The 23,663-nt window shown below is 41.7% G+C and carries 21 protein-coding genes; all 21 read right to left on the bottom strand.

Annotated elements, in window-relative coordinates:
• Positions 1 to 77: 77 nt before the first annotated feature.
• Positions 78 to 500, bottom strand: a complete 423-nt coding sequence (locus IGJ15_RS03510; protein ID WP_005228716.1) for a F0F1 ATP synthase subunit epsilon — start codon at positions 498 to 500, stop codon at positions 78 to 80.
• 31 nt (positions 501 to 531) lie between these two features.
• Positions 532 to 1,938, bottom strand: a complete 1,407-nt coding sequence (gene atpD, locus IGJ15_RS03505; protein WP_231434760.1) for a F0F1 ATP synthase subunit beta — start codon at positions 1,936 to 1,938, stop codon at positions 532 to 534.
• Positions 1,939 to 1,964: 26 nt separating this feature from the next.
• Positions 1,965 to 2,867: a F0F1 ATP synthase subunit gamma gene (locus tag IGJ15_RS03500; protein ID WP_010749796.1), complete on the bottom strand. Its 903-nt coding sequence runs from the start codon at positions 2,865 to 2,867 to the stop codon at positions 1,965 to 1,967.
• Between the two features lie 15 nt (positions 2,868 to 2,882).
• Positions 2,883 to 4,439, bottom strand: a complete 1,557-nt coding sequence (gene atpA / locus IGJ15_RS03495) for a F0F1 ATP synthase subunit alpha (RefSeq protein WP_005228708.1) — start codon at positions 4,437 to 4,439, stop codon at positions 2,883 to 2,885.
• Between the two features lie 23 nt (positions 4,440 to 4,462).
• A complete protein-coding gene (locus tag IGJ15_RS03490) occupies positions 4,463 to 5,005 on the bottom strand; it encodes a F0F1 ATP synthase subunit delta (RefSeq protein ID WP_010749797.1) in 543 nt (180 codons plus the stop codon).
• Positions 4,992 to 5,516, bottom strand: coding sequence for a F0F1 ATP synthase subunit B (gene atpF / locus IGJ15_RS03485; protein WP_005228706.1), 525 nt, complete (start codon positions 5,514 to 5,516; stop codon positions 4,992 to 4,994). The genes IGJ15_RS03490 and atpF overlap by 14 nt, the downstream gene beginning before the upstream one ends.
• Before the next feature lie 88 nt (positions 5,517 to 5,604).
• Complete coding sequence (atpE, locus tag IGJ15_RS03480) at positions 5,605 to 5,817, bottom strand: ATP synthase F0 subunit C (protein ID WP_005228705.1); 213 nt, start codon at positions 5,815 to 5,817, stop codon at positions 5,605 to 5,607.
• A gap of 32 nt (positions 5,818 to 5,849) precedes the next feature.
• Positions 5,850 to 6,569, bottom strand: a complete 720-nt coding sequence (atpB, locus tag IGJ15_RS03475) for a F0F1 ATP synthase subunit A (protein ID WP_008380872.1) — start codon at positions 6,567 to 6,569, stop codon at positions 5,850 to 5,852.
• A 293-nt stretch (positions 6,570 to 6,862) separates the two neighbouring features.
• Positions 6,863 to 7,321, bottom strand: coding sequence for an SsrA-binding protein SmpB (gene smpB, locus IGJ15_RS03470; protein WP_008380870.1), 459 nt, complete (start codon positions 7,319 to 7,321; stop codon positions 6,863 to 6,865).
• A gap of 15 nt (positions 7,322 to 7,336) precedes the next feature.
• Positions 7,337 to 9,697, bottom strand: coding sequence for a ribonuclease R (rnr, locus tag IGJ15_RS03465; RefSeq protein ID WP_430599287.1), 2,361 nt, complete (start codon positions 9,695 to 9,697; stop codon positions 7,337 to 7,339).
• 3 nt (positions 9,698 to 9,700) lie between these two features.
• Positions 9,701 to 10,453 (bottom strand): alpha/beta hydrolase, encoded by a 753-nt coding sequence (locus tag IGJ15_RS03460; RefSeq protein WP_231434762.1) that lies wholly within the window; start codon positions 10,451 to 10,453, stop codon positions 9,701 to 9,703.
• Between the two features lie 123 nt (positions 10,454 to 10,576).
• Positions 10,577 to 10,813: a preprotein translocase subunit SecG gene (gene secG / locus IGJ15_RS03455; protein ID WP_005228700.1), complete on the bottom strand. Its 237-nt coding sequence runs from the start codon at positions 10,811 to 10,813 to the stop codon at positions 10,577 to 10,579.
• A 155-nt stretch (positions 10,814 to 10,968) separates the two neighbouring features.
• Positions 10,969 to 11,241 (bottom strand): GNAT family N-acetyltransferase, encoded by a 273-nt coding sequence (locus IGJ15_RS03450; RefSeq protein WP_015510184.1) that lies wholly within the window; start codon positions 11,239 to 11,241, stop codon positions 10,969 to 10,971.
• Positions 11,242 to 11,258: 17 nt separating this feature from the next.
• A complete protein-coding gene (locus IGJ15_RS03445; RefSeq protein WP_231434763.1) occupies positions 11,259 to 12,215 on the bottom strand; it encodes an alpha/beta hydrolase in 957 nt (318 codons plus the stop codon).
• Between the two features lie 139 nt (positions 12,216 to 12,354).
• The gene (locus IGJ15_RS03440) at positions 12,355 to 16,206 is read right to left on the bottom strand and encodes a Cna B-type domain-containing protein (protein WP_412045841.1); all 3,852 of its coding nucleotides are present in this window, start codon (positions 16,204 to 16,206) and stop codon (positions 12,355 to 12,357) included.
• Positions 16,207 to 16,731: 525 nt separating this feature from the next.
• Positions 16,732 to 17,787, bottom strand: a complete 1,056-nt coding sequence (locus IGJ15_RS03435) for a hypothetical protein (protein WP_231434765.1) — start codon at positions 17,785 to 17,787, stop codon at positions 16,732 to 16,734.
• Positions 17,788 to 17,944: 157 nt separating this feature from the next.
• Positions 17,945 to 19,246, bottom strand: coding sequence for a surface-displayed alpha-enolase (gene eno, locus IGJ15_RS03430; protein ID WP_005228686.1), 1,302 nt, complete (start codon positions 19,244 to 19,246; stop codon positions 17,945 to 17,947).
• Positions 19,247 to 19,358: 112 nt separating this feature from the next.
• Positions 19,359 to 20,114 (bottom strand): triose-phosphate isomerase, encoded by a 756-nt coding sequence (gene tpiA, locus IGJ15_RS03425; protein ID WP_010749804.1) that lies wholly within the window; start codon positions 20,112 to 20,114, stop codon positions 19,359 to 19,361.
• 63 nt (positions 20,115 to 20,177) lie between these two features.
• A complete protein-coding gene (locus tag IGJ15_RS03420; RefSeq protein ID WP_005234355.1) occupies positions 20,178 to 21,368 on the bottom strand; it encodes a phosphoglycerate kinase in 1,191 nt (396 codons plus the stop codon).
• Positions 21,369 to 21,467: 99 nt separating this feature from the next.
• Positions 21,468 to 22,469, bottom strand: a complete 1,002-nt coding sequence (gene gap, locus IGJ15_RS03415; protein ID WP_008380858.1) for a type I glyceraldehyde-3-phosphate dehydrogenase — start codon at positions 22,467 to 22,469, stop codon at positions 21,468 to 21,470.
• Positions 22,470 to 22,509: 40 nt separating this feature from the next.
• A complete protein-coding gene (locus IGJ15_RS03410) occupies positions 22,510 to 23,547 on the bottom strand; it encodes a sugar-binding transcriptional regulator (protein WP_005228675.1) in 1,038 nt (345 codons plus the stop codon).
• Between the last annotated feature and the right edge of the window lie 116 nt (positions 23,548 to 23,663).

Here is a 23,663-nt window from a genome sequence, read left to right as displayed (position 1 = left end):
TCATGAAAAGACTTTAAAAAGTTTTTAAAACGTTTTCTTGGAGAAACAAAAAAACAAAGGCAAGATGCCCTTGTTTTTTAGGAATGTTTTGACACGTTGATTCGATTGATGGCGCGGTGCAAAGCAACCGTTGCGCGCCGAAGCTGATCGATATCCTCGACTTGTTTGGCTTCTTCGATTTGGCGTTCTGCACGCTGTTTTGCTCTTTCTGCACGTGAAACGTCGATGTCACGATCACGTTCCGCACTATCGGCTACGATCGAGACAACATTGTCTCGCACTTCTAATATACCGCCGTTGACAGCGACCCAGTCGACATGGGTATCTGAATCGATCCGTTTGACCCGGACTTCATCAATCGTCAATGGAACGATGATTGGGGCATGGTGTGGCAAAATACCGATCTCACCATCTGTCGTACGTGCAACCACGATTTTCGCGTGATGATCGTAAACCAAACCAGCAGGTGTCACCACATTGACTGTTAAAAATTGATCCATGAGGTTCCCCTCTTTCTTCAAGGCTGGTTAATTAATAGCCAATTTTTTTCGCTTTTTCAATGACATCTTCAATTCGTCCAACACTGCGGAAGGCTTCTTCTGGAAGATCATCATATTTTCCTTCAAGAATCTCTGCAAATCCTTTGATGGTTTCTTCAACTGGCACATAAGAACCAGGTTGTCCCGTAAACTGTTCCGCTACGTGGAAGTTTTGTGACAAGAAGAATTGAATGCGGCGTGCGCGGGCAACTAAGGTTTTTTCATCATCAGACAGTTCATCCATCCCTAAGATGGCGATGATGTCTTGTAATTCCCGATAACGTTGCAACGCATGCTGTACTTCAGTCGCTACTTCATAATGTTTTTCACCAACGATTTCAGGTGCTAACGCACTAGAAGAAGACGCCAGTGGATCAACGGCAGGATAGATCCCTTGTTCGGTCAATTTACGTTCCAAGTTGGTTGTTGCATCCAAATGGGCAAAAGCAGTCGCAGGTGCTGGGTCTGTATAGTCATCGGCAGGGACATAGATGGCTTGAATAGACGTAACGGAACCTTTTTTCGTCGATGTGATCCGTTCTTGTAATTGCCCCATCTCAGTTGCTAATGTTGGCTGATACCCAACGGCCGACGGCATCCGACCTAGTAAGGCAGATACTTCAGAACCTGCTTGAGTGAAGCGGAAGATATTATCGATAAACAAAAGCACGTCTTGTCCTTCCACATCACGGAAGTACTCGGCTAATGTCAAACCAGTCAAGGCTACCCGCATCCGGGCACCTGGTGGTTCATTCATTTGTCCAAACACCATGGCTGTTTTTTCGATAACGCCAGATTCTTTCATTTCATTATAAAGGTCATTTCCTTCACGTGTCCGTTCACCAACACCTGTGAAGACAGAGATCCCACCATGCTCTTGGGCGATGTTGTGGATCAATTCTTGGATCAAGACGGTTTTACCAACACCGGCACCACCGAAAAGTCCAACTTTCCCCCCTTTTAAATAAGGAGCTAACAAATCAATGACTTTGATCCCAGTTTCAAGGATCTCCGTACTTGTTGACAATTCATCAAAGTCAGGTGCTTTTTTGTGAATCCCACTGCGGGCTGCCTCTTCAGGAAATGGTGCTTCTAAATCGATGGTATCGCCTAGGACATTAAATACCCGTCCTAATGTTTCTGTCCCAACTGGAACAGAGATGGAGGCGCCTGTATCGATTACTTCCATTCCTCGTTGTAAGCCATCTGTTGATTCCATGGCAATCGTACGGATAACGCCGTCGCCAAGTTCTAGGGCAGCTTCTAACACAACTTTTGTTTTCTGCTCATCTTTTTTGTAAACAATCAACGCATTGTTGATATCTGGTAATGATTGGTCTAGAGAGAATTCCACGTCAACAACGGGACCAATGACTTGAACAATCTTGCCTGAACTCATTCGTATTCCTCCATTCGTTCTTGAAACTATTCTAACGCGGATGCCCCCGCCACAATTTCAGTAATTTCTTGGGTGATCGCTCCTTGGCGCGCTCGGTTGTATGAGATCGTCAAGTCCCCAATAATATTTTTGGCATTATCTGTTGCTGTTTTCATCGCTGTCATTCCGGCAGCATGCTCGGCTGTTTTTGCGTCAACAATCGCACCATAAATCAAGCTTTCAGCGTATTGAGGCAGTAATTGATTCAAAATCGCTTCTCTGGAAGGTTCAAACAAGTATTCTTGTTCATAACTTTCGGCTTCTTCAGGATCTAAATCGGATATCGGCAACATTTTCTCCACACGAAATTGGCTAGTCAATGAATTGATGTGATGGTTATAACACACATATAATTCATCGAAGACTTCGTTTTGGTACATCGTGGTTGCCAATGTTACGATTTTACGTACCTCATCAAAGCTTGGTTGATCCGAAAGGTTTCTTAACTCGTACGCCAAATTGATGCCCCGTGCTTTGAAAAAGTCAGCGCCAGTTGCACCAATGGCAATCATGACATACTCTTCTTCTTTTGCATGGTCTTCATCCAGCATGGCCATCATTTGTTTTAAGATGGAACTATTATAGCCGCCCACTAGACCGCCATCAGAAGTGATGACGATATAGCCTGTGCGTTTGACCGGGCGACTAACCAACATACTGTTATAGTTCACACCATCTTTAGGACCAGAACCTGCAAGATCGGAAAGCTGCTGCGCAGTCAAATGCGTAACGATTTCACGTACTTTGTTGGCATACACTTGAAACTGTTTCGAATGAGCTTCAGATTTTGTTAATTTTGCAGCTGAAACCATTTGCATGGCCTTTGTGATTTGGCTGGTTTTCTTTGTTGAGGCAATTCGTTGCTTGATTTCATTTAATGAAGCAGCCATTTTCTCTCACCTCTTTTATGCGTTTTGCATTGTCGATATTTTATCTTGCGGTGTCACCCGAGAACTGTTGGATGCCATGAAAATATCTTTGAATGCTTTAATGGTGTCATCTAACAAGCTTTCTTCTGGCAAGTCTTTCGTTGTCCGAATGGTTTCAAAAATCGTTGCTGCGTTTGCTTCGATATACTCAAATAATTCTGCTTCAAAGTCCAATAGTTTATTGACAGGTACACTATCAATGAATCCATGCGTCAACGCATAAAGAATCACGACTTGTTTTTCGACTGCCAATGGTTCATGTAGTTTTTGCTTTAAGATTTCAACGGTGCGACGACCGCGGTTTAATTTGGCTTGTGTCGCAGCATCTAGATCAGACCCAAATTGTGTGAAGGCTTCTAGTTCGCGGTAACTTGCCAAGTCCAAACGCAAGGTTCCAGCAACTTTCTTCATCGCTTTGATCTGTGCAGAACCACCAACCCGTGAAACGGACAATCCAGCCGCTACGGCAGGACGCACACCTGAATAGAACAGGTCATTTTCTAAGAAAATTTGTCCATCTGTGATAGAAATCACGTTGGTTGGGATATAGGCTGAGATATCCCCCGCTTGCGTTTCAACGAACGGCAGTGCCGTCATTGATCCGCCACCTAGTTCATCACTTAATTTCGCTGCACGTTCCAATAAACGAGAGTGCAAGTAGAAGACATCCCCTGGGTATGCTTCACGACCTGGCGGACGGCGTAGAAGTAGAGAAAGTTCACGGTAAGCGACTGCTTGTTTTGATAAGTCATCAAAGACGATCAAAACATGTTTGCCGTTATACATGAATTCTTCCCCCATTGCTGCCCCGGCATAAGGCGCGATGTAAAGCAATGGTGCTGGTTGTGAAGCACCTGCTGAAACAACGATCGTGTAATCAAGTGCACCGTAACGGCGTAATGTTTCTACTTGTGCACGAACCGTTGAGTCTTTTTGGCCAATAGCGACATAGATACAGATCATGTCTTGCCCTTTTTGGTTGATGATCGCATCGATCGCAATCGTTGTTTTCCCGGTTTTCCGGTCACCGATGACTAATTCCCGTTGGCCACGTCCGATTGGCACTAAAGCATCAATAGCTTTCAACCCTGTTTGCATTGGTTCCGATACGGATTTCCGTTGCATTACACCTGGTGCGGCTGCTTCAACTGGGCGTGATTTGTCTGTTTCGATCGGACCTAAGCCATCGATCGGTTGCCCTAATGGATTCACTACCCGGCCAATTAATGCATCGCCGACAGGAACTTCCATGATTTTACCGGTTCGTTTTACTTTGTCTCCTTCACGAATGGTTTCAAAATCACCTAGGATGATGATCCCGACGTCGTTTGATTCTAAGTTTTGTGCCATCCCATAAGAACCGTTTGAAAACTCAAGCAATTCTCCACTCATGGCATTTTCTAAACCGTGGGCGCGGGCGATCCCGTCCCCAACATATGTGACAGTACCGATTTCTTCTACAGAAAGTTCGTTCTGATAATTTTTAATTTGCTCTTTGATCAAGGCACTAATTTCTTCTGCTTTGATGGCCATCCGATTCACCTCTTATCTCTTGTTTATCTGCCGATTTTTTGTCGCAGATAATCCAGTTGGCTCTTAATACTACCGTCGATCACTTGATGATTTGCTTCAACGATGACTCCGCCTAAAATCGTTGGATCGACCGTTTCTTTCAATTGTGCCTGCTTGTACCCAAGCTTATCGGCGATTTGCTTTTCGATTTTGCTTTTTTGTTCTGCTGACAAAGCAACAGCCGTTGTGATCGTTCCGAGAACAAGACCTTGATATTCATCGTAACGACGTTCGTATTCATCAATGATCAGCAATAGATCATCCATGCGATCATATTCATAAACGATCTCTAAGAAATTTCTGACCAAGCCTTCAAAGCCCTTCAGCAATTGATCGACTAATTGTCTTTTTTCATGGAGATCCAAGCGGTTATCCGTCACGATCTGACCGAATGTTGGAATCTCCTGATAAATCTGACGCAAGGTCATTAATTCTTGGTAAACTTCTGTCAAGCGCTGTTCTTCCATCGCCAATTCGAACAAGGCTTTTCCATAGCGTTTTCCCACTGTGAATTTATCGAGTTTCATTAACTGAACCCAATCCTTCGATATATTGATTGATTAGGGATTCATGATTTTCGGGAGTCAATTCGCGTCCTAAGATTTTTTCTGCGATTTGAAGCGAAAGTTCTGCAACATCATCTTTCACTTCTTTTAACGCAGTTTCTTTTTCAAGGGTGATATCTGAGTTTGCTTTTTCTTTCAAACGAGCCACTTCTTCTTTGGTCTCGCTCAAAATATTTTGTCGACTCAATTCCCCGCTATCTTTGGCGCTCTTGATGATCTCCGCAGCTTCAGAATGAGAACGTGCCAATTTTTCTTGGCGTTCTTTTTCTAATTTTGCTGCATTCAAGCGTGATTGTTCCGCTGAATCCAAATCATTGGCGATTTTATCTTCCCGTTTTTGCATCATGCTGCTGATGGCATCCCATGCAAAATGTTTCAATAAGAATAGCAAAAGAAGAATTGATCCGCTGACAACGATAATATTGCCAAGCATTGGATTTTGAACTTCCGCTATAACCAACTGATTTAGCATAACGATTCTTCCTTTCTGAAAGTCATTGTTTCATTAGAAAAAAGCAAAAACGAGTGCAATTGTTCGTTTCTGCCTTTTCGTGCTTGTCTTATCGGAAGACTAATAGCAGCGCGATAACTACCCCTAGAATCGGTACAGCTTCGACTAACGCGACCCCGATAAACATTGTTGAACGTAGTTGACCTGACATTTCAGGTTGGCGTGCCATTGATTCGATCGTTTTTGCGATTACTTGTCCGTTACCATACCCTGCACCAATTGCTGCTCCGATAATTGCTAATCCTGCTCCAATAAAGTTCATTCTTTTTTCCTCCTAATTGTATGTCGATTCGATTAATGTTCTGCCACGATTTTGTGGCTCATAAATACCATGGTCAATGTAACAAATACATAAGCTTGGATCGCTCCAATAAAGAGTGAGAAGCCAATCCAGATCATTTCTAGCGGCATCACGATCGGTAATGACCACCAACCAAGACTAATAAACATGTTGGCAATCAATCCTAATAACACTTCCCCCGCGAATATATTTCCATATAAACGCAAGCCTAACGTGATGACATTCGTAAATTCTTCGATGATTTTTAGCGGTAATAAGAACCCCACCGGTTTCAAGTACGAATTGATCAAGTAATTTTTGAAGCCCAACGACTTGATCCCAAAGAAATGTGTCAAGGAAATAACCATAAGTGCGAGTGTCAGTGTAACAAACGGGTCTGCTGTCGGACTTTTCCATAAGGTAATGTCATCTGTCGTCACGATTTTTGTGACTAACCCGATCTCATTTGCCACAAACACAAAAAGAAACATTGTTACACCGAGCAAATGAAAGTTGTTCACTTGAGATCCTGGTAGATTGTCCGCTACGATACCGCGAACAAAGTCAATGACCCATTCAATGAAGTTCTGCTTCCCTTTCGGTTTCATTTGCAGATTACGTGTACAAATAAAGACCACCAAAAAAACAATAATACAAGAAATGATTGTCATCATAGCTACAGTTCCATCAAACCATATAGGACCGATATGAAACATAAGCGATTTATCTTCCAATCTTTCTCACCTCTTTTCCTGTCATCTCCAGAAAAAAATCTGGTGTTACAATGCGTTTCCTCTCATAACAATCGGTATCATACCACCACGAATGGAAAATTTCAAAGCATTTTCAAGAAAATTAGACAAAAAACTCACAATGCCAAAAATCCTAAATTAAATGAAAAATTCCCGTGTCGCTATGTGGAAGAAAAAGCCTGTTATATCAACAGCTTTCCCTTAAATGCTACCAAATTTAGCGCGATTTTCAAAGCAATAACCTCTATCGGATTCTAAAAGAAGTTCTTAGAAAATTAGAAATTTCTAAGAACTCGGTCAATTTGTCTTTCTTGATCTTTGCGTTTCAAGGATTCCCGCTTGTCATATTCGCGTTTTCCTTTCGCTAAACCAATCAAAACTTTGGCATAACCATCCTTGATATACACCTTTAACGGAACGATCGTCATGCCTGTATTTTTTGTTTCGCCAATCAGACGAGCAATCTGCTTTTTATGCAGTAACAGTTTTCTTGTCCGTAGTGGATCATGATTAAAAATGTTTCCTTGCTCGTATGGGCTGATATGCACATTGACTAAGAATGCCTCACCATTGCGAATGCGTACAAAGCCGTCTTTCAAATTGATCCGACTGTTACGGATCGCTTTGATCTCTGTTCCCTGTAAGACGATCCCCGCTTCGATCGTATCGAGGATCGTGTAATCATGGCGGGCCTTTTTGTTTTGGGCGATTAATTTCCCTTCTCCTTTAGGCACGGGCCATCCCTCCAATTATTTTTTCTTGATTCCTTTGTAAAAAGGTTTTTTCTTTTTCACTTTGCCAGCTTTCTTTGACTTGCCTTTACCGGTTTGTTCAAAGCGTTTCCCTTGTTTTTTCTCAGGGTTGTGTTGTTTTTTCCCGCGACGGTTCGCTTCATTTTTTTGATGGTTGTTTCGTTTGTTGGCTTTTGGTGCTTGCAGTTTTTCGACTTCTTCTGCTGCTACCAATTCGAAATCGATCTCTCTTGTTTCAGGATCAGCTTTCACGACTTTGATACGAACTTTTTGACCAATTTTAAAGGTCAAGCCTGTCCGTTCACCTACAAGTGCCAGATGGTTTTCCAAATAATGGAAGTAATCTTGCTTCAGATTATTGATATGGATCAGCCCTTCAATCGTGTTAGGCAATTCAATAAACAAGCCAAACTTAACGACGGAACTGATGATACCGTCAAACTCTTCTCCTACTTTATCGGCCATATACTCAGCTTTTTTAAGCGCATCGACTTCTCTTTCTGCATCGACTGCTCGTCGTTCCATTTGGGAGCTGTGCATTGCGATGTCAGGCAAGATTTCAGCCCATTTGTTTTGGTTGGCTTCAGAGACATCTTCACTGTAAGAACGAATCAAGCGATGCACGATCAAGTCGGGGTACCGACGGATCGGTGACGTGAAGTGGGTATAATCTTCCGCTGCCAAACCATAGTGGCCGACGTTTTCTTCTGAATACTTCGCTTGCTGCATACTTCTGAGCAGCATCGTATTGACAACCATTGCCTCTGGCTTATCTGCGACATCTTCAACCACTTTTTGCAGTTGTTTTGGTGAGATCGAGCCGTTGGTTTGTTTGACTACAATCCCTAAAGCAGAAGCAAAATCAAAGAAGCGACGCATTTTCTCTTCTTTTGGTTCCTCATGGATCCGATAAATAAATGGTAAATGCTTCCGATTGAAATGGCGCGCCACGGTTTCATTGGCTGCCAACATGAAGGACTCGATCAATCGTTCGCCGACGCCACGTTCTCGCAGAACGATTTCTTGCGGGTGTCCTTCTCCATCGACCAAGACTTTCGCTTCGCGGTCTTCAAAAGAAACCGCCCCACGTCTGATCCGCATCGTTTCTAACACGTGGTGCAAGGCGGCCATATCATGGAACATCGGTACTAGTTTCGCATATTCTTTGCTGGTTTCTGGATCATTGTCTTCAATAATTTGATTGACTGCCTGATAAGTCATGCGGGCACTTGTTTGAATAATACTTTGGAAAATATTGTAATCCGTGACGATCCCCTCTTGGTTGATCCACATTTCACAGCTCATGGCCAACCTTGGGACATTCGGATTCAACGAACAGATCCCGTTTGATAAACGTTGTGGGATCATCGGGATCACTCGATCCGTTAGATAGACACTCGTTCCCCGCTCAAAAGCTTCTTTGTCCAACGCACTGTTTTCTGTCACATAATAAGAAACATCTGCGATATGCACGCCCATATAGAAGCTGCCGTCAGGCAATGCTTTTACCGTCACCGCATCATCCAAATCTTTGGCATCCGCTCCATCGATCGTTACGATCTGTTGATCTCGCAAATCCCGTCGTTCTGGAAAGTCAGCAGGATCGATCGTATCGGGTACTGCATCTGCCGCTGCCAAGGTTTCTTCCTCAAATTTTGTGGGAATCCCATTCGCCACGACGATCGATAAAATATCCATTCCAGGATCGTTTTTATGCCCCACAACTTTTGTGATCAACCCCTCTAAGCTTTTCGAATAGCCTTTTTCTGGATAATGGCTGATCTCAACGATCACGATGCTGCCGTCTACTGGACGAATTCCTTGGGCGCCGATAAACACCTTTAAATCGCTTAGTTTTTTATCTTTAGGTTGAACAACGCCATATAGATCCGATTCTTCGATCTCTTTTTCGTCAAATAATGTAAACTCGCCGACCAACTGACTGATGGCGCGTTGCTTGATTTCTACGACCTTTCCCTCTGCGCCGCGATCTGAAAAAGGATCGGCAACATGCACGATGTCTACAGCAACGGTATCGCCGTCCATGGCATAGCCTGTTGCTTCTTTAGGGATATAAATATCGTCTTCTTCTTCATCCAACGTGACAAAGCCGAAGCCCCGCTCGTTGGCACGGAAGGTTCCTTCCACAAACACTCGTTTCATTGGTAATTTCACTTTGCCTTTTTTGTTAAAAATCACACTGCCTTCTCGTTCCATCGCCGCTACTGTCTGGACAAGATTCTTAAAGTCTGTACTTTTTTGAAGTCCTAGACCTTCAGCAATTTCTTCCATTGAAAAACTTTTTTTACGGCTTTCTTCGAGAAACTGAATAATTTTTGTTTTAATCGTTTCTGTCATAACTCACTCTTTCCAAGCAAGTGTTTCTAAGAAAGCAAACACATCCTGCTCTAATTTTTTCCGTTCTGGTCCAACTGTCACCACATGACCACTTTGAGGATACCATTGAAGCGTATAGGGAACATGGGACAATGCCGCTGCGGTTTTGAAAACCGTCTGTGGATCGATCATTTGGTCCCTTCCTGCTTGCGCCAGGAAGATTGGGCGCTCGATTTTTCCTAAATGCTCGGCTGTGGTTTGTCCGACTGTTTCGATTTCTTGCAGTTGTTCTCTGACCTTGCGAGGGACTTCTGCCAATATTTCTTTTTGGGTCGCCTCATCTAAATCAGCGTAGGGTATGACCATTTCAGCATACTTTTCAAAATTGACTGGTACTTCGTTCTTGGTTTCAAATAACGGTGAGCAAAAAAGACCGCCGCCCATCAATGTTGGGTCTTGCGTCAAACGATCCATCGCTAAAATCCCACCCATCGAAAGTCCAAGAACGGCAACTTCCTCATAGCCTTTTTCTTTCACATAAGCAACTGCATCCGCAGCATCCTGCTGCCAAACAGTCATTCCTTGATTTAAGATATCATCTGGATTCGGTGTACCATGTCCAGTAAACATCGGTGTATAAACCGTGTAGTCTTTTTGTTCTAACGAACGACAAAGCATGCGCACATCGTTAGGACTGCCTGAATAGGCATGGAACAAAATGACCGCTCGTTTGCCGTGTTCAGCAAAAACCGGTTTTGGTTGATTAAATGTTTTCATGTTTCCTTTCACCTCACGTCCAATTCTACCATAGTTAGCAAGAATACTTCGACAAATGCGATCAAAATCTTCCCGTTAAAAAGAAAAAAACCTCTCTTTACGAGAGGTTCGCTAACAAAGTGATTAGTTTGATGAAAGAAAAGCCAAAATAAAGAGCAAGACCATCCAAACAAAACCTAAAATGGCCGTTGAACGCTGCATCACCGCTTCAAATCCACGGGCTTTTTGCTTACCAAACAATTGATCTGCACCGCCAGTAAAGGCACTAGCTGCACTATTTTGCTTGCTAGGCTGCATCATGATCGTAATGACCATTAAAATCGAAATAACGATCACAGCAGTTAATAAGATGTTATACACGTTAGCTCCTCCTTGCTTGCTAAAGTCGTCCTTTCCATTTTAGCATTTTCCGCTGGAAATTACTACTCTCTTTTTGTCATTGACCGTTGCAGGACGGTTTAAAAAAAGACTGTCCTTTCTGACAGCCTTTTTCTCATAAATCACTTTCGTTCAAATCAGCGAACGAGTACGTCATCGTATTCTGGTTTTTCTTTGAACTCTTTGACCGCAAAGGAGCAGACAGGCATAATTTTTTTCTCTTCCCGTCTTGCTTTTTCAACAACCGCTTTGAGTAATTTTTGCGCCAATTGCTGGCCGCGATAATCAGGATTAACGAAGGTGTGGTCTACTTCTAGAACATCATCTGGCGTTTCTTGCCATGTGATTTCTCCCACCTCTTTTTCTCCATCATACAAAGCAAAACGTTTATTTTCTTCTTTGATTTCCATTGCTTTCTTCCTTTCTATCAGACGATGTCTGTATTTTGTTTGATATTCTCAATGAATTGCAAAACGGTTGGCCAATATTCTGGTGCATCTTTAATTGCCTGTAAATGTCCCATATTCGCAAAGAGGACTTTTTGTTTCGGTCCAGCCGTTGCTTCCATTAAGGTATTGATCTCTTTTTCCGAAAGAAACGAATCTTTTTCTCCTTGTAAAAACAGCACAGGTAAATGGTTGCTGCCGACTTGTCGGGTCACCGAGATCTGCAAGAAGGGATAACCGACTAATTGTTTGCTATAGCGATTCGCTAAGCGCAAAAAGCGTTTGATCGGTAACCGAGAAAATTGCGGCAAGCTTGATCGGATCGCACTGTAAACAGACGTATAGCTGCTGTCTGAGATCAACCCAGCCACTTGTACCGGCATGACTTCTCCGCTAGCCAGCAGCAAGGTCGCAGCCCCCATTCCTAAACCATAGAGGAAGATTTGTGTTTGTGGGTCTTTTTCCAAAATCTTATCGATCCACAAAAGCAGATCCATCCGATCTAGCCACCCTAAACCGATCTCTTTGCCTTCACTGCGGCCATGTCCACGCAAATCAGGAACTAAAACATTGTAACCAGCAGACCAGAATTTCTCGGCCGCCTCTTGACAATCTGCTTGCCCATCACTGCGATACCCATGCAAGCAGATCACCCACGTTTTTGCACACTGATCAAAGACTTTCGCTGTTAGGATCAGATCATCGGCGGTCGTTACCGTACATTCCGAACCTTGTGCCCAAAAAGCCGAACTCTTTGTTGCGATCCGCTCTTTGTATGGAATCCCCAGTTTCTTTCTGCCTTCTTTTTCATACCATTCATTGTTTCGCATAATGATCGCCGAAACAAAATAGCGTACGCCCTTTTTCAAAACAGACGTGCGATATACATAGTACACCAAAAAACCAAAAATAAGCAGTAGTAGCAATAGCCAAACCATAGGATCCCCCCTTAATTTTAGTTTACCATTTACAATGGATTTCAGCCAAAGTTTTGTCGCATGTCTTAATTAAGTCCTATACTTTTAAAAAAACTTTGCCCTGACTTCTAGCAGAGAAGCAGGACAAAGTTTTGATTGGTTAACTATGTTTTCGTCGATAAAGTATCCCAACGCTTGTAACGAGTAAAATACTTCCAAGGATACTCCACACATAAGAAGAGCGCTCGTTTGTCTTAGGCAATCGTTTTTCAGTAGTCGCATGGTTTGCGTCATTCTTGTTGTCATCTTCCGGTTGTTTAGATGTATCTGGCTTTTTAGGTGATAACGGGACCTGCGGCTTTTTAGGATCACTCGGGGTTTTCGGTGTCTCTGGCCCTGTATAAGTGTTGACTAAGTTATAGCCATTTATTTTGGTGGTGTAATCTGGAACTTTTACTTCTTGGATCGTGTAGGTATAGGCTTTTCCTTCGGCATCGTATTTTGGCAGCTTATCAAAGCGATAGGTCCAGTTGCCTTCTTTATCTGCTTTTACGATTTGATTGTCGATCTCTTTACCGTTTTGCATTAATTCGACAGTAATACTTTCTGGTCGGATATTGAGCTGATTGTTGTTATCATTCCATGTTTTCGTACCTGAAACTGTTGTTGTTTCCGTATTGCGGTACGTATTGACTAGATCATAACCGTTGATTTCACTGGTGTATCCTGGAACATTTTCTTCTTGGATCTTGTAAGTATATGCTTTTCCTTCGGCGTCGTATTTTGGCAGCTTATCAAAGCGATAAGTCCAGTTGCCGTGGTTATCTGATTTTACGACTTGCTTGTCGATTTCCTTATCATTTTGTATCAGTTTGACAGTGATGCTTTCAGGACGGGTATTGAACTTATTGTCATAGTCATTCCATGTCTTTTTTCCCGATACTTCTGTCGTTTCAGTATTGCGGTAGGTGTTGACTAGGTCATAGCCATTTACTTTGGTGGTGTATTCTGGAACATTTTCTTTTTGGATCGTGTAAGTGTAGGCTTCTCCTACGGCATCGTATTTAGGCAGATTGTCAAAGCGATAGGTCCAGTTCCCATCTTTATCTGCTTTTACGACTTGCTTGTCGATTTCCTTATCATTTTGTATCAGTTTGACAGTGATGCTTTCAGGACGGGTATTGTACTTGTTGTCGTAGTCATTCCATGTCTTTGTTCCTGATACTTCTGTCGTTTCAGTATTGCGGTAGGTGTTGACTAGGTCATAGCCGTTTACTTTGGTGGTGTATCCTAGAACATTTTCTTCTTGGATCTTGTAAGTGTAGGCTTTTCCTTCGGCATCATACTTAGGCAGATTGTCAAAGCGATAGGTCCAGTTGCCGTGGTTATCTGATTTTACGACTTGCTTGTCGATTTCCTTATCATTTTGAATCAGTTTGACAGTGATGCTTTCAGGACGGGTATTGAACTTATTGTCATAGTCATTCCATGTCTTTTTTCCCGATACTTCTGTCGTTTCAGTATTGCGGTAGGTGTTGACTAGGTCATAGCCATTTACTTTGGTGGTGTATTCTGGAACATTTTCTTCTTGGATCGTGTAAGTGTAGGCTTCTCCTACGGCATCGTATTTAGGCAGATTGTCAAAGCGATAGGTCCAGTTCCCATCTTTATCTGCTTTTACGACTTGCTTGTCGATTTCCTTATCATTTTGAATCAGTTTGACAGTGATGCTTTCAGGACGGGTATTGTACTTGTTGTCGTAGTCATTCCATGTCTTTGTTCCTGATACTTCTGTCGTTTCGGTATTACGGTAGGTGTTGATTAGGTCATAGCCATTTACTTTGGTGGTGTATCCTTCAACGGGTGTTTCTTGAATTGCGTAGTCATAGGTCTGACCAGATTCGTCGGTTGTTGGTAGATCGGTAAATTCATAATGCCATTCCCCCTCTTTATTTGGGGTAACCATTTTTGTTTGGAACACTTCACCGTTTTGCAGTAATTGAACCGTAATGCTTGTCGGACGGGTATTAAATTTGTTGTCATAATCGTCCCACGTTTTGGTTCCGCTGATTGTCGTTGTATCAAGAGACAGCAGGTGATTCATTGCAGCTAGTTTGATTATCGGTACAACCGTTTCATTGGCTTGAAGATCCCAGCGGTGGGTTTCCGCATTGACCAATACCGTATCAGCAATGATACTACCGTCAACATTTTGATGGACATCAACTGTATCACCAACAGCCAAAATCGTTCCTTGGAAGGGACTATTAATCGAAAGCATTTGATTTTCTGGCTGATTAATAAAATTCCATAGGATAACGGCATCATCAAAATCTTCTGTTTCATGACTATTGCGCGTCGTACCATCTGTATATTCTAGTTTGATTTGCGACTTGATATTAACGGTACTTGCTCCTTCAGTATCCACATTGATGAGTACAGGAGACGTGCCTTTTGTTAGCCCTTTGATGGTAATGGGTGTATCTTTTTCTAACTCTGTTTTTGAAAGAGTAACGACTACCTTTTGATCTTCCTCATCAATAGTGTCTGCCGAAAAGGAAATTGGTTTCTTGTCGATTAGATAACCGTCTGGCGCTTCTGTTTCAACAAAGGAATAGTCCCCTTCTGGAAGATCCGTTTCGATTACTTGTCCATCATCATTTGTGACCTCTTCATCAACCTCTTTATGTGTCTTTTTATTTTGAAGTTCGTAGACACCGTCATCAAGCGGGTTTCCTTGTTCATCCGTTAAGGTCAACACCACCTCTTGCGTATCATTTTCAGCACGGGCGGTATTAATGACCCGCTGATTATTATCAGTAAAATCTTTGGTTACACCGGGTGTTTGCGGATAGGCTCCTAGCCTTTCTGACGTCGCCTGTAACGTTGAAAATACCTTTTTAAAATCTATATACGGTTCACTTGCAGATTGATCTTGGAAAACTTCGGAAGTTTTCAAGTGATCCATTCTCTGTCCATTTACAAAAACGGCAGGTTGTTGATTTTGATCTGCTAAATCTACTGTGACTGATGGGCCAAAGACAACTTTGTTTTTTCTGCTATCAGTTCCTGACACAAAAGAAGAATTTGCGATCGTATTGACCTTTTGAATATAATTGATTTCTGTTGCCAACGAACCATCCTGAATACTGGTTCCAAAATTGACATTTCCATTTAGTTCTCCCACTGCTAAGTTTCCGTTCGTGTGGGTATTTAGCGTCGCATGGTTAGCAAAAATATGAAAATATTGGGCTTCTCCTAGAAGTGCGTCATCAACTTCTGGCACATCATTTTTAAAGCTGCCGCCACTTGATAGTTGTACAGCTGATGGCGCACTTACTTGTGTATCAGTCGTTGATTCTATTGCTGTTGATGCGGTAGTTGACTCTGCTTGTGGTTGTGGTTCGCTGCTTTTTGTTGCAGGCTGTTTTTCGGAAGCTTCTGTTTGTTCCTGACTGTCAGCAAGCACTGCTTCGGCACTCGTTGCTTCTGTGGATTGATTGTCAGGTAGAACAACTGCTACATCTGTTGTGTTGATAATGTCTTCTTTCACTTGTCCATTTTCTTCCTCTGCTTGAAGAAATGCGGATTTGATTGTCAATGTTTCAAGAGCTTTTGTTTGAAACGTTAGCGTCATTTGGCTAAAGGAGCTGCTAGTACTTTCTTCCATCAGCTGCTGTCTTTGCGGATCATATGTAAATGGCGTGCCGTTGCTTTGGATTGATTCTGGCAGAACCGTTCGTTCTCCTTCACTCAAGCTGAATGCCAGTTGATTAGCAGCAGATTGCTGATTCTTTTCTACCTCGATCGTCCAAGTGATTTCTCCTGTCGTAGGATTTGGTGATGAGGTCACTTGCGCTGTTCCTTTTTCATTTTGAAATAGGATTGTTTTAGGATTCTCCTCGGTGTCTGCATTGGCTGTGATGACTGATAATAAAGGCGCCAAATAGGATAACATAAGTAAGGACAGCATGAACATTGGGTAAGCTATTTTTTTCACATAAGTACACATTTCTCTTCCTCCAAACAACAAATTTTACTCAGGTGATTATCCTAATCGGAAAAAAGAGAAAATGCAAAATGACCCAAATTTTGATTCTGTGAGAAAAATGAGAGCAAAAACCGAAAAATGGGTCCTGCTCTCAAGGAAATTTGTGAAAATGAAATAGGATTTCTTTTGTTTGAAAAACAATAGAATATTTTTTTCATGATAAATACTCAAAATCCAGAAAGAATCTTTTGTTTGTGATAAAAGTTCTTTCATTGAAAACTCTTAAACACCAAGAGTGATTGGCTACTCGCTAAAATTTCACTTGTCAAAAAAAAATAATTGTAAACTGAAAATGAAAATTTTCATAAATAATCATATTATTTTCATTTTTGGTTACAAAAATTTTAGCAGATTCTTTAAAATCTTATTGTTATTTCCCCTCTATTAATAAGTTCTCTTAACTTTTCAACTTACATTCTATAGAAAAAAACTGTTCCTTGTTCATCTACTAGAAACAGATTTTTTCTATATAGCTTTCATTCACTTTTAATTACTAAAAGTTTGAACAATCTCCTCTTGATCAAAGTCACAAGCCACATCCAAGGACAAAGAATCTGCAGTAGCCAATGCACCCCATGACAAACAAAATCTTAAATCAGCTGGACTTTGATTCCCCTCAATATAATAAGCTGGGAATCCCGAGTCAGATCTGTCAAGTTGATATACACCCCCGGATTTTTTCAGGAAACACTCATCGTCATAATATTGAGTTACAGCAAAATTAAGGTTATTGGCAGATTTTTTTAACAAATATTGCGCGCCATAGTATCTTTGCCCACTAACGATTTCAAAATCACGGAAAGAGTGTCGAGGAAGATTCGTTTTTATCTCAAGTTTTCCCTTCCTTTTGATCATTTTTAAATTAGGCAATAAGATAAAGCGACCGATTATTTCGTTGACCCAATCTGGATGACTTTCACCGTAGTCACTCGAAAAATTGCTATGACCATCGATTACTTTAAAAGAAATCGGCTCCCCGTTAAAGGTTAACCACCAGTTGCCAACAGTTGTGGGTAGCAACTGTTGACTATAAAGATCGCCAAACGATCTGTCTGGTCTTTCATCACATGAATCAGACACAGCTATATCCTTACAATGCTTTTCTATATATACCAATAGATCTGTATCGTCTGTAACGACAGAATATGAGCTACCATCATCAATGATTAATTCTAAGCTGCCTAATGTATGCTGAATGTACGGAAGATCTACATCACGATTCCAGCCTTCCCACTCAGGATAAGAATCAAAGATCAAAAGATCATCCAAAGAAATGCTGGGTAAAAAACCAGTTAGCACCCCTTCATAAAGATAAGTATCTTTGATTGCATCCAATAAATTATGGCCGCTCAGCCAAATAAGCGACTTTCCATTTTTCTTCTTTTCAATCGAATGCAAAATACTTATGTCACCTGAATAATCGGTAATCAGCCAATTATACTGGAGGATCACTTCTTTTGGAAATAGGTCAATAATTCCTGCAGCCGAAACAATATGTTCTACTTCCTTTGATACTACATTATTTATGTACAATTTTTTCATCAGCGTTCTCTCCTAAAATACTAAGTTTTCCTATAGTCTATCATACAATTAGCATACCGATAAAACTCGTAAAAAAGTCCCCCCATGTCAATTACACATGGGGGGACTCTACCATAATTTCAGTACAGTCAAACGAAAATGTTTGATCAAACTAAAATTATTTATTTTTTAAGTTGTAGAAAGCTTGCAAGCCTTTGTATTCAGCAACTTCACCAAGTTGGTCTTCGATACGTAGTAATTGGTTGTATTTTGCAATACGGTCAGTACGTGAAAGAGAACCAGTTTTGATTTGGCCAGCGTTTGTTGCAACTGCGATATCAGAGATTGTTGAATCTTCTGTTTCACCTGAACGGTGAGAAACGACTGCAGTGTAACCAGCTTCTTTCGCCATTTCGATAGCATTGAATGTTTCCGTCAATGTACCGATTTGGTTAACTTTGATCAGGATTGAGTTACCGATACCGTTTTTGATTCCTTTTTCAAGGATTTCAGTATTTGTAACGAACAAGTCATCCCCTACTAATTGAACTTTGTCGCCTAAGCGTTCAGTTAATAGTTTCCAACCATCCCAGTCGTTTTCATCCATACCGTCTTCGATAGTGATGATTGGGTATTTGTTAACTAATTCTTCTAAGTAGTCAACTTGTTCAGCAGCAGTACGTTTTACGCCGTTTTCGCCTTCAAATTTAGAGTAGTCGTAAACACCGTTTTCGTAGAATTCTGATGATGCACAGTCAAATCCTAGGTATACATCTTTACCTGGTTCTAAACCAGCAGCTTTGATTGCTTCTAAGATTGTTTCAACACCGTCTTCAGTTCCTTCAAAACGAGGAGCGAAACCACCTTCGTCACCTACTGAAGTTTCTAAACCACGTTTAGACAAGATTGATTTCAAAGCGTGGAATACTTCAGTACCCCAACGTAAGCCTTCTTTGAATGTAGGTGCGCCTACAGGCAAGATCATGAATTCTTGGAAAGCGATTGGTGCGTCAGAGTGAGAACCACCGTTGACGATGTTCATCATAGGAGTTGGCAATACTTTTGTATTGAATCCGCCTAAGTAGTGGTATAAAGGTACTTCTAGGTAATCAGCAGCTGCACGAGCAACAGCGATAGAAACACCAAGAATCGCGTTTGCGCCTAATTTGCCTTTGTTAGGAGTTCCGTCTAAAGCGATCATTGCTTTATCGATAGCCATTTGGTCACGTACATCGTAGCCGATGATAGCTTCTGCAATGATGTTATTTACATTGTCAACTGCTTTCGTTACACCTTTACCGCCATAACGAGCTTTGTCGCCATCACGTAATTCAACTGCTTCGTGTTCACCTGTTGAAGCTCCTGAAGGAACCATTCCGCGGCCGAAAGCACCTGATTCTGTGTAGACTTCTACTTCGATAGTTGGGTTACCACGTGAGTCTAAGACTTCGCGTGCGTAAACATCAGTAATAATTGACATGTTTTGTCTCTCCTTTGAGTTTGTTTTATCTTAAGGGGAAAGCCCCTTGCGAACAACTTAATTGTAGTGAAAAAATCACGATTCTGCAAATGTTATTTTCATGAAAATGAAATTATTTTACAGCATCTAATAATGCTAGGAATGAATCAGCTTGCAAGCTTGCGCCGCCAACTAATGCTCCGTCAACATTTTCTTTTGCCATGTATTCAGCAATGTTTTCAGGTTTTACAGAACCGCCGTATTGGATACGCACGCTATCTGAAACTTCTTTGCCGTATAATTTTTCAACGGTTTTGCGGACAACGCCACAAATTTCGTCTGCGATGTTTGCATCCGCTGATTTACCAGTACCGATCGCCCAGATTGGTTCGTACGCAATCACAAGATTACTTACTTGACCGTCTGTTAAACCGTCTAAGCCAGCAGTAATTTGTCCTTCGATCCACTCCGCTGTTTTGCCAGCTTCATAGGTTTCTAAAGATTCACCACAGCATAGGATTGGAATCATGCCGTTTGAAAAGATTGCTTTGGCTTTTTTGTTGATGTCTTCATCTGTCTCATGGAAGTATTCACGACGTTCTGAATGACCAATGATGACATAGTCAACACCTAGATCTGCTAAAGCTGCTGGTGAAGTTTCACCAGTAAAGGCACCTTCATTTTCCCAGTAGCTGTTTTGAGCAGCAATTTTTAATTCTGTTCCTTCAGCAGCATTCACTAATGTTTCTAAGAATAGAGCTGGCGAACCGATCACAGAGTCAACTGTATCGTTGCTAGGAATTTTTGTTTTGACTGCTTCAGCAAATTCTTTTGCTTCTTTCGCAGTTTTGTTCATTTTCCAGTTTCCGGCAATAATTGGTTTGCGCATGTTCTGGCACTCCTTTTCGTTATCAAGCGTGCAAAGGAGATCCTTTGCACGGCTTGTCATTGATTATTTATCGTTGATCGCAGCTAGGCCAGGAAGTGTTTTTCCTTCTAGCAATTCAAGGCTGGCACCGCCACCCGTTGAGATGTGGGTAAATTTGTCAGCAAAACCTAATTGTTCTGCTGCAGCTGCAGAGTCACCGCCACCGATGATCGTTGTTGCATCTTCAAGGTTGGCAATTGCTTCACAAACACCGATCGTACCGTTTGCGAAGTTAGACATTTCAAACACACCCATAGGTCCGTTCCAAACGACTGTTTTTGCGCCTTTTAATGTTTCAGCAAACAAAGCGATGGTTTCAGGTCCAATATCTAAGCCCATTTGTCCTTCAGGAACATCACCAGTATGTTCTTCTGTTGGAACATCATTTGAAAATTCAGCAGCAGTGATTGAATCAACTGGTAATACTAATTTATCGCCAGCTTTTTCGATCAATTCTTTTGCTAATTCTACTTTGTCTGCTTCCACAAGAGAATTACCGATTTCCATACCTTTTGCTTTGTAGAACGTATACGTCATTCCGCCGCCGATCAAGATTTTGTCTGCTTTAGGAATCAAGTTTTCGATTACGCCGATTTTGTCAGATACTTTTGCTCCACCAAGAATCGCGATCATTGGACGTTTTGGTTCTTCGACTGCTTCACCGATGAATTTGATTTCTTTTTCCATTAAGAAACCAGCAACTGTTGGGATACCTGTTGAAGCGATCCCTACGTTTGAAGCGTGTGCGCGGTGTGCGGTACCAAAGGCATCATTTACAAAAACATCGCCTAAAGAAGCCCAGTATTTACCTAGTTCAGGATCGTTTTTGCTTTCTTTTTTGCCATCGATGTCTTCGAAACGAGTGTTTTCAAAAACAACGACATCGCCATCTTGCATGTTGTTGATCGCTGCTTCTAATTTTTCGCCACGGGTTTCATCCACGAAAGTTACTTCTTTGCCTAACAATTCGCCTAGACGTTTCGCAACTGGCGCTAAAGATTTTCCAGCTTTATCTGCTTCTTCTTTCACACGACCTAAGTGTGAGAAAAGAATTGCTTTTCCGCCGTTTTCGATCACGTAATTGATTGTTGGTAATGCTGCTTTGATCCGTGTATCATCTCCGATCACTCCATCTTTCAATGGAACGTTGAAGTCCACACGTACAAGAACTTTTTTATCTTTTAAATCGATATCTTGAACTGTCATTTTCGCCATGAACAGATTCCTCCTAGCATAATTGTTAAAAAAAGCGGAGAAGCGCGATGCTTCCCCGCTTTCTCTTGCGATGGTTTAAATTAAAGTCGTTCGCAACTCTTATAGGTTAGCGAAGTATTCTAAAGTACGTACTAATTGTGCAGTGTATGACATTTCATTGTCGTACCAAGCAACAGTTTTAACTAATTGTTTGTCGCCAACAGTCATAACTTTTGTTTGAGTTGCATCAAATAATGAACCGTAAGTCATACCAACGATATCAGAAGAAACGATTTCGTCTGTGTTGTAACCGTAAGATTCGTTTGAAGCTTCTTTCATTGCTGCATTGATTTCATCAACAGTTACTTCTTTGTCAAGAACAGTAACTAATTCAGTTAATGAACCAGTTGCAACAGGAACACGTTGAGCAGCACCATCTAATTTGCCGTTCAATTCTGGGATTACTAAGCCGATCGCTTTAGCAGCACCAGTTGAGTTAGGCACGATGTTTGCAGCAGCAGCACGGGCACGGCGGAAGTCACCTTTAGGGTGTGGTCCGTCTAGAGTCATTTGGTCACCTGTGTAAGCGTGGATTGTAGTCATTAATCCTTCAATCACACCAAATTTGTCGTTCAATGTTTTCGCCATAGGAGCTAAACAGTTTGTTGTACATGAAGCACCAGAGATAACTGTTTCTTCACCTGTTAAAGTTTCATGGTTTGTGTTGTAAACGATTGTTGGAACATCGTTTCCACCAGGAGCTGAGATAACTACACGTTTTGCACCAGCTGTTAAATGTTTTTCAGCAGCTGCTTTAGAAGTGAAGAATCCAGTACATTCTAACACGATTTCAACACCTAGTTCGCCCCAAGGCAATTCTTCAGGGTTGCGGTTAGCTAAAACTTTGATTTCGTTTCCGTTCACATTGAATGAACCTTCGTGAACTTCAACTGTACCGTTGAAACGTCCTTGTGTTGTATCATATTTTAACAAGTGAGCTAACATTTTAGCATCTGTTAAGTCATTGATAGCCACAACTTCGATTCCTTCTACTTCTTGGATACGACGAAATGCTAAGCGTCCGATACGTCCAAATCCATTAATACCTACTTTAACTGTCATTTAAGATTTCCTCCTTATGAAAATCATAAAAATATTTATTTTAAAGGGTTGCCCCTTTTAAAATCTCATTTGCGCAAGCTTCATCGGTGATGAGCCAGGTTTGTTTTGGTGCATTTTTCATGTATGCATTGACCGCTTTGGCTTTTGATTGTCCGCCAGCGACCGCAAAAATGATTGGGACTTTTTGCAAATCTTTTAATTGAAGTCCGATGCGAGGAACTTTGTAGACGACCTCGCCAGCTTCGTTAAAGAAATACCCAAAGGATTCTGCAACTGCATTTTTTTGTTTTAACATCAGAATTTCTTGTTCTGACATTTTTCGTCGAGCCGCCATATGCAACGCCCGTCCAATACTATGAATAACACAATTCGCTTGACTTATCAAGTTTAAGACATCAACGATGGCGGGTTCTTTCAAGAGAAACTCGTAGGTGTTCATGCTTAATTGTTCTGGTACAAACAAGGAGCGATAATCGCCGTTTGTCTGCATCGCCATTACTGAGCTGACTGAGTTTGCTTGCACGTTGACTGATTCTCCGATACCGCCACGGGCTGGAACAAACAAGTTATGACGTTTGGCGGTTTCCAAATTGCCCAATTCCTCGGCAACTTTCGCCATTGTCGTCCCTCCCATCACTGCGATGGTGTTTTTGCCTTCTGGCAATAAGAGATCCAACGATTCATTCAGCAACTGGCCAAATTCAGCAATCACTTTCGGTTGTCGATCACCATCGCCGCTCGCAATCAAACAACGTTCGATGCCAAAGGTCTCTGATAATCGTTTTTCGATTTGGTGCATTCCGAACAGCTGATCCATCAGTGCACCGATCTTCGTGTACACTTCTTCTCCATAGGCGGTCAATTGCATGCCGCTTTTTGAAGAGTCGATCAGTTTTAGCTTTTTAAGGATATCTGTTTCCGTCCTCAACACGCGTTCCGTCATTGATAAACTTTCCGAAAGTGTCCGGCGGCCAACGGGCTGCATCCAATAAATATTTCTTAAGATACGGTAACGTTCCTGGAGTACAGCGAGAATATCCGGGGTGATTGCCTCAATCAATTTTAATTCATCGAGCATTTTATATCCTCCCGTTGGACAATTTTCGTCCTACAATGACTTAAAATGACCCATCGATTGCAAAAAAAATTTAAATCTGTTTCCTACACCAATAATAGTAGCACTTATCGCCTTGA

Origin of the sequence: Enterococcus sp. AZ079, from assembly GCF_050547255.1 — a bacterium.
Classification (GTDB): Bacteria; Bacillota; Bacilli; order Lactobacillales; family Enterococcaceae; genus Enterococcus_D; species Enterococcus_D casseliflavus.
Note: the sequence above shows the minus strand (reverse complement) of the source record. Positions and strands in the feature narration are given on the sequence as shown.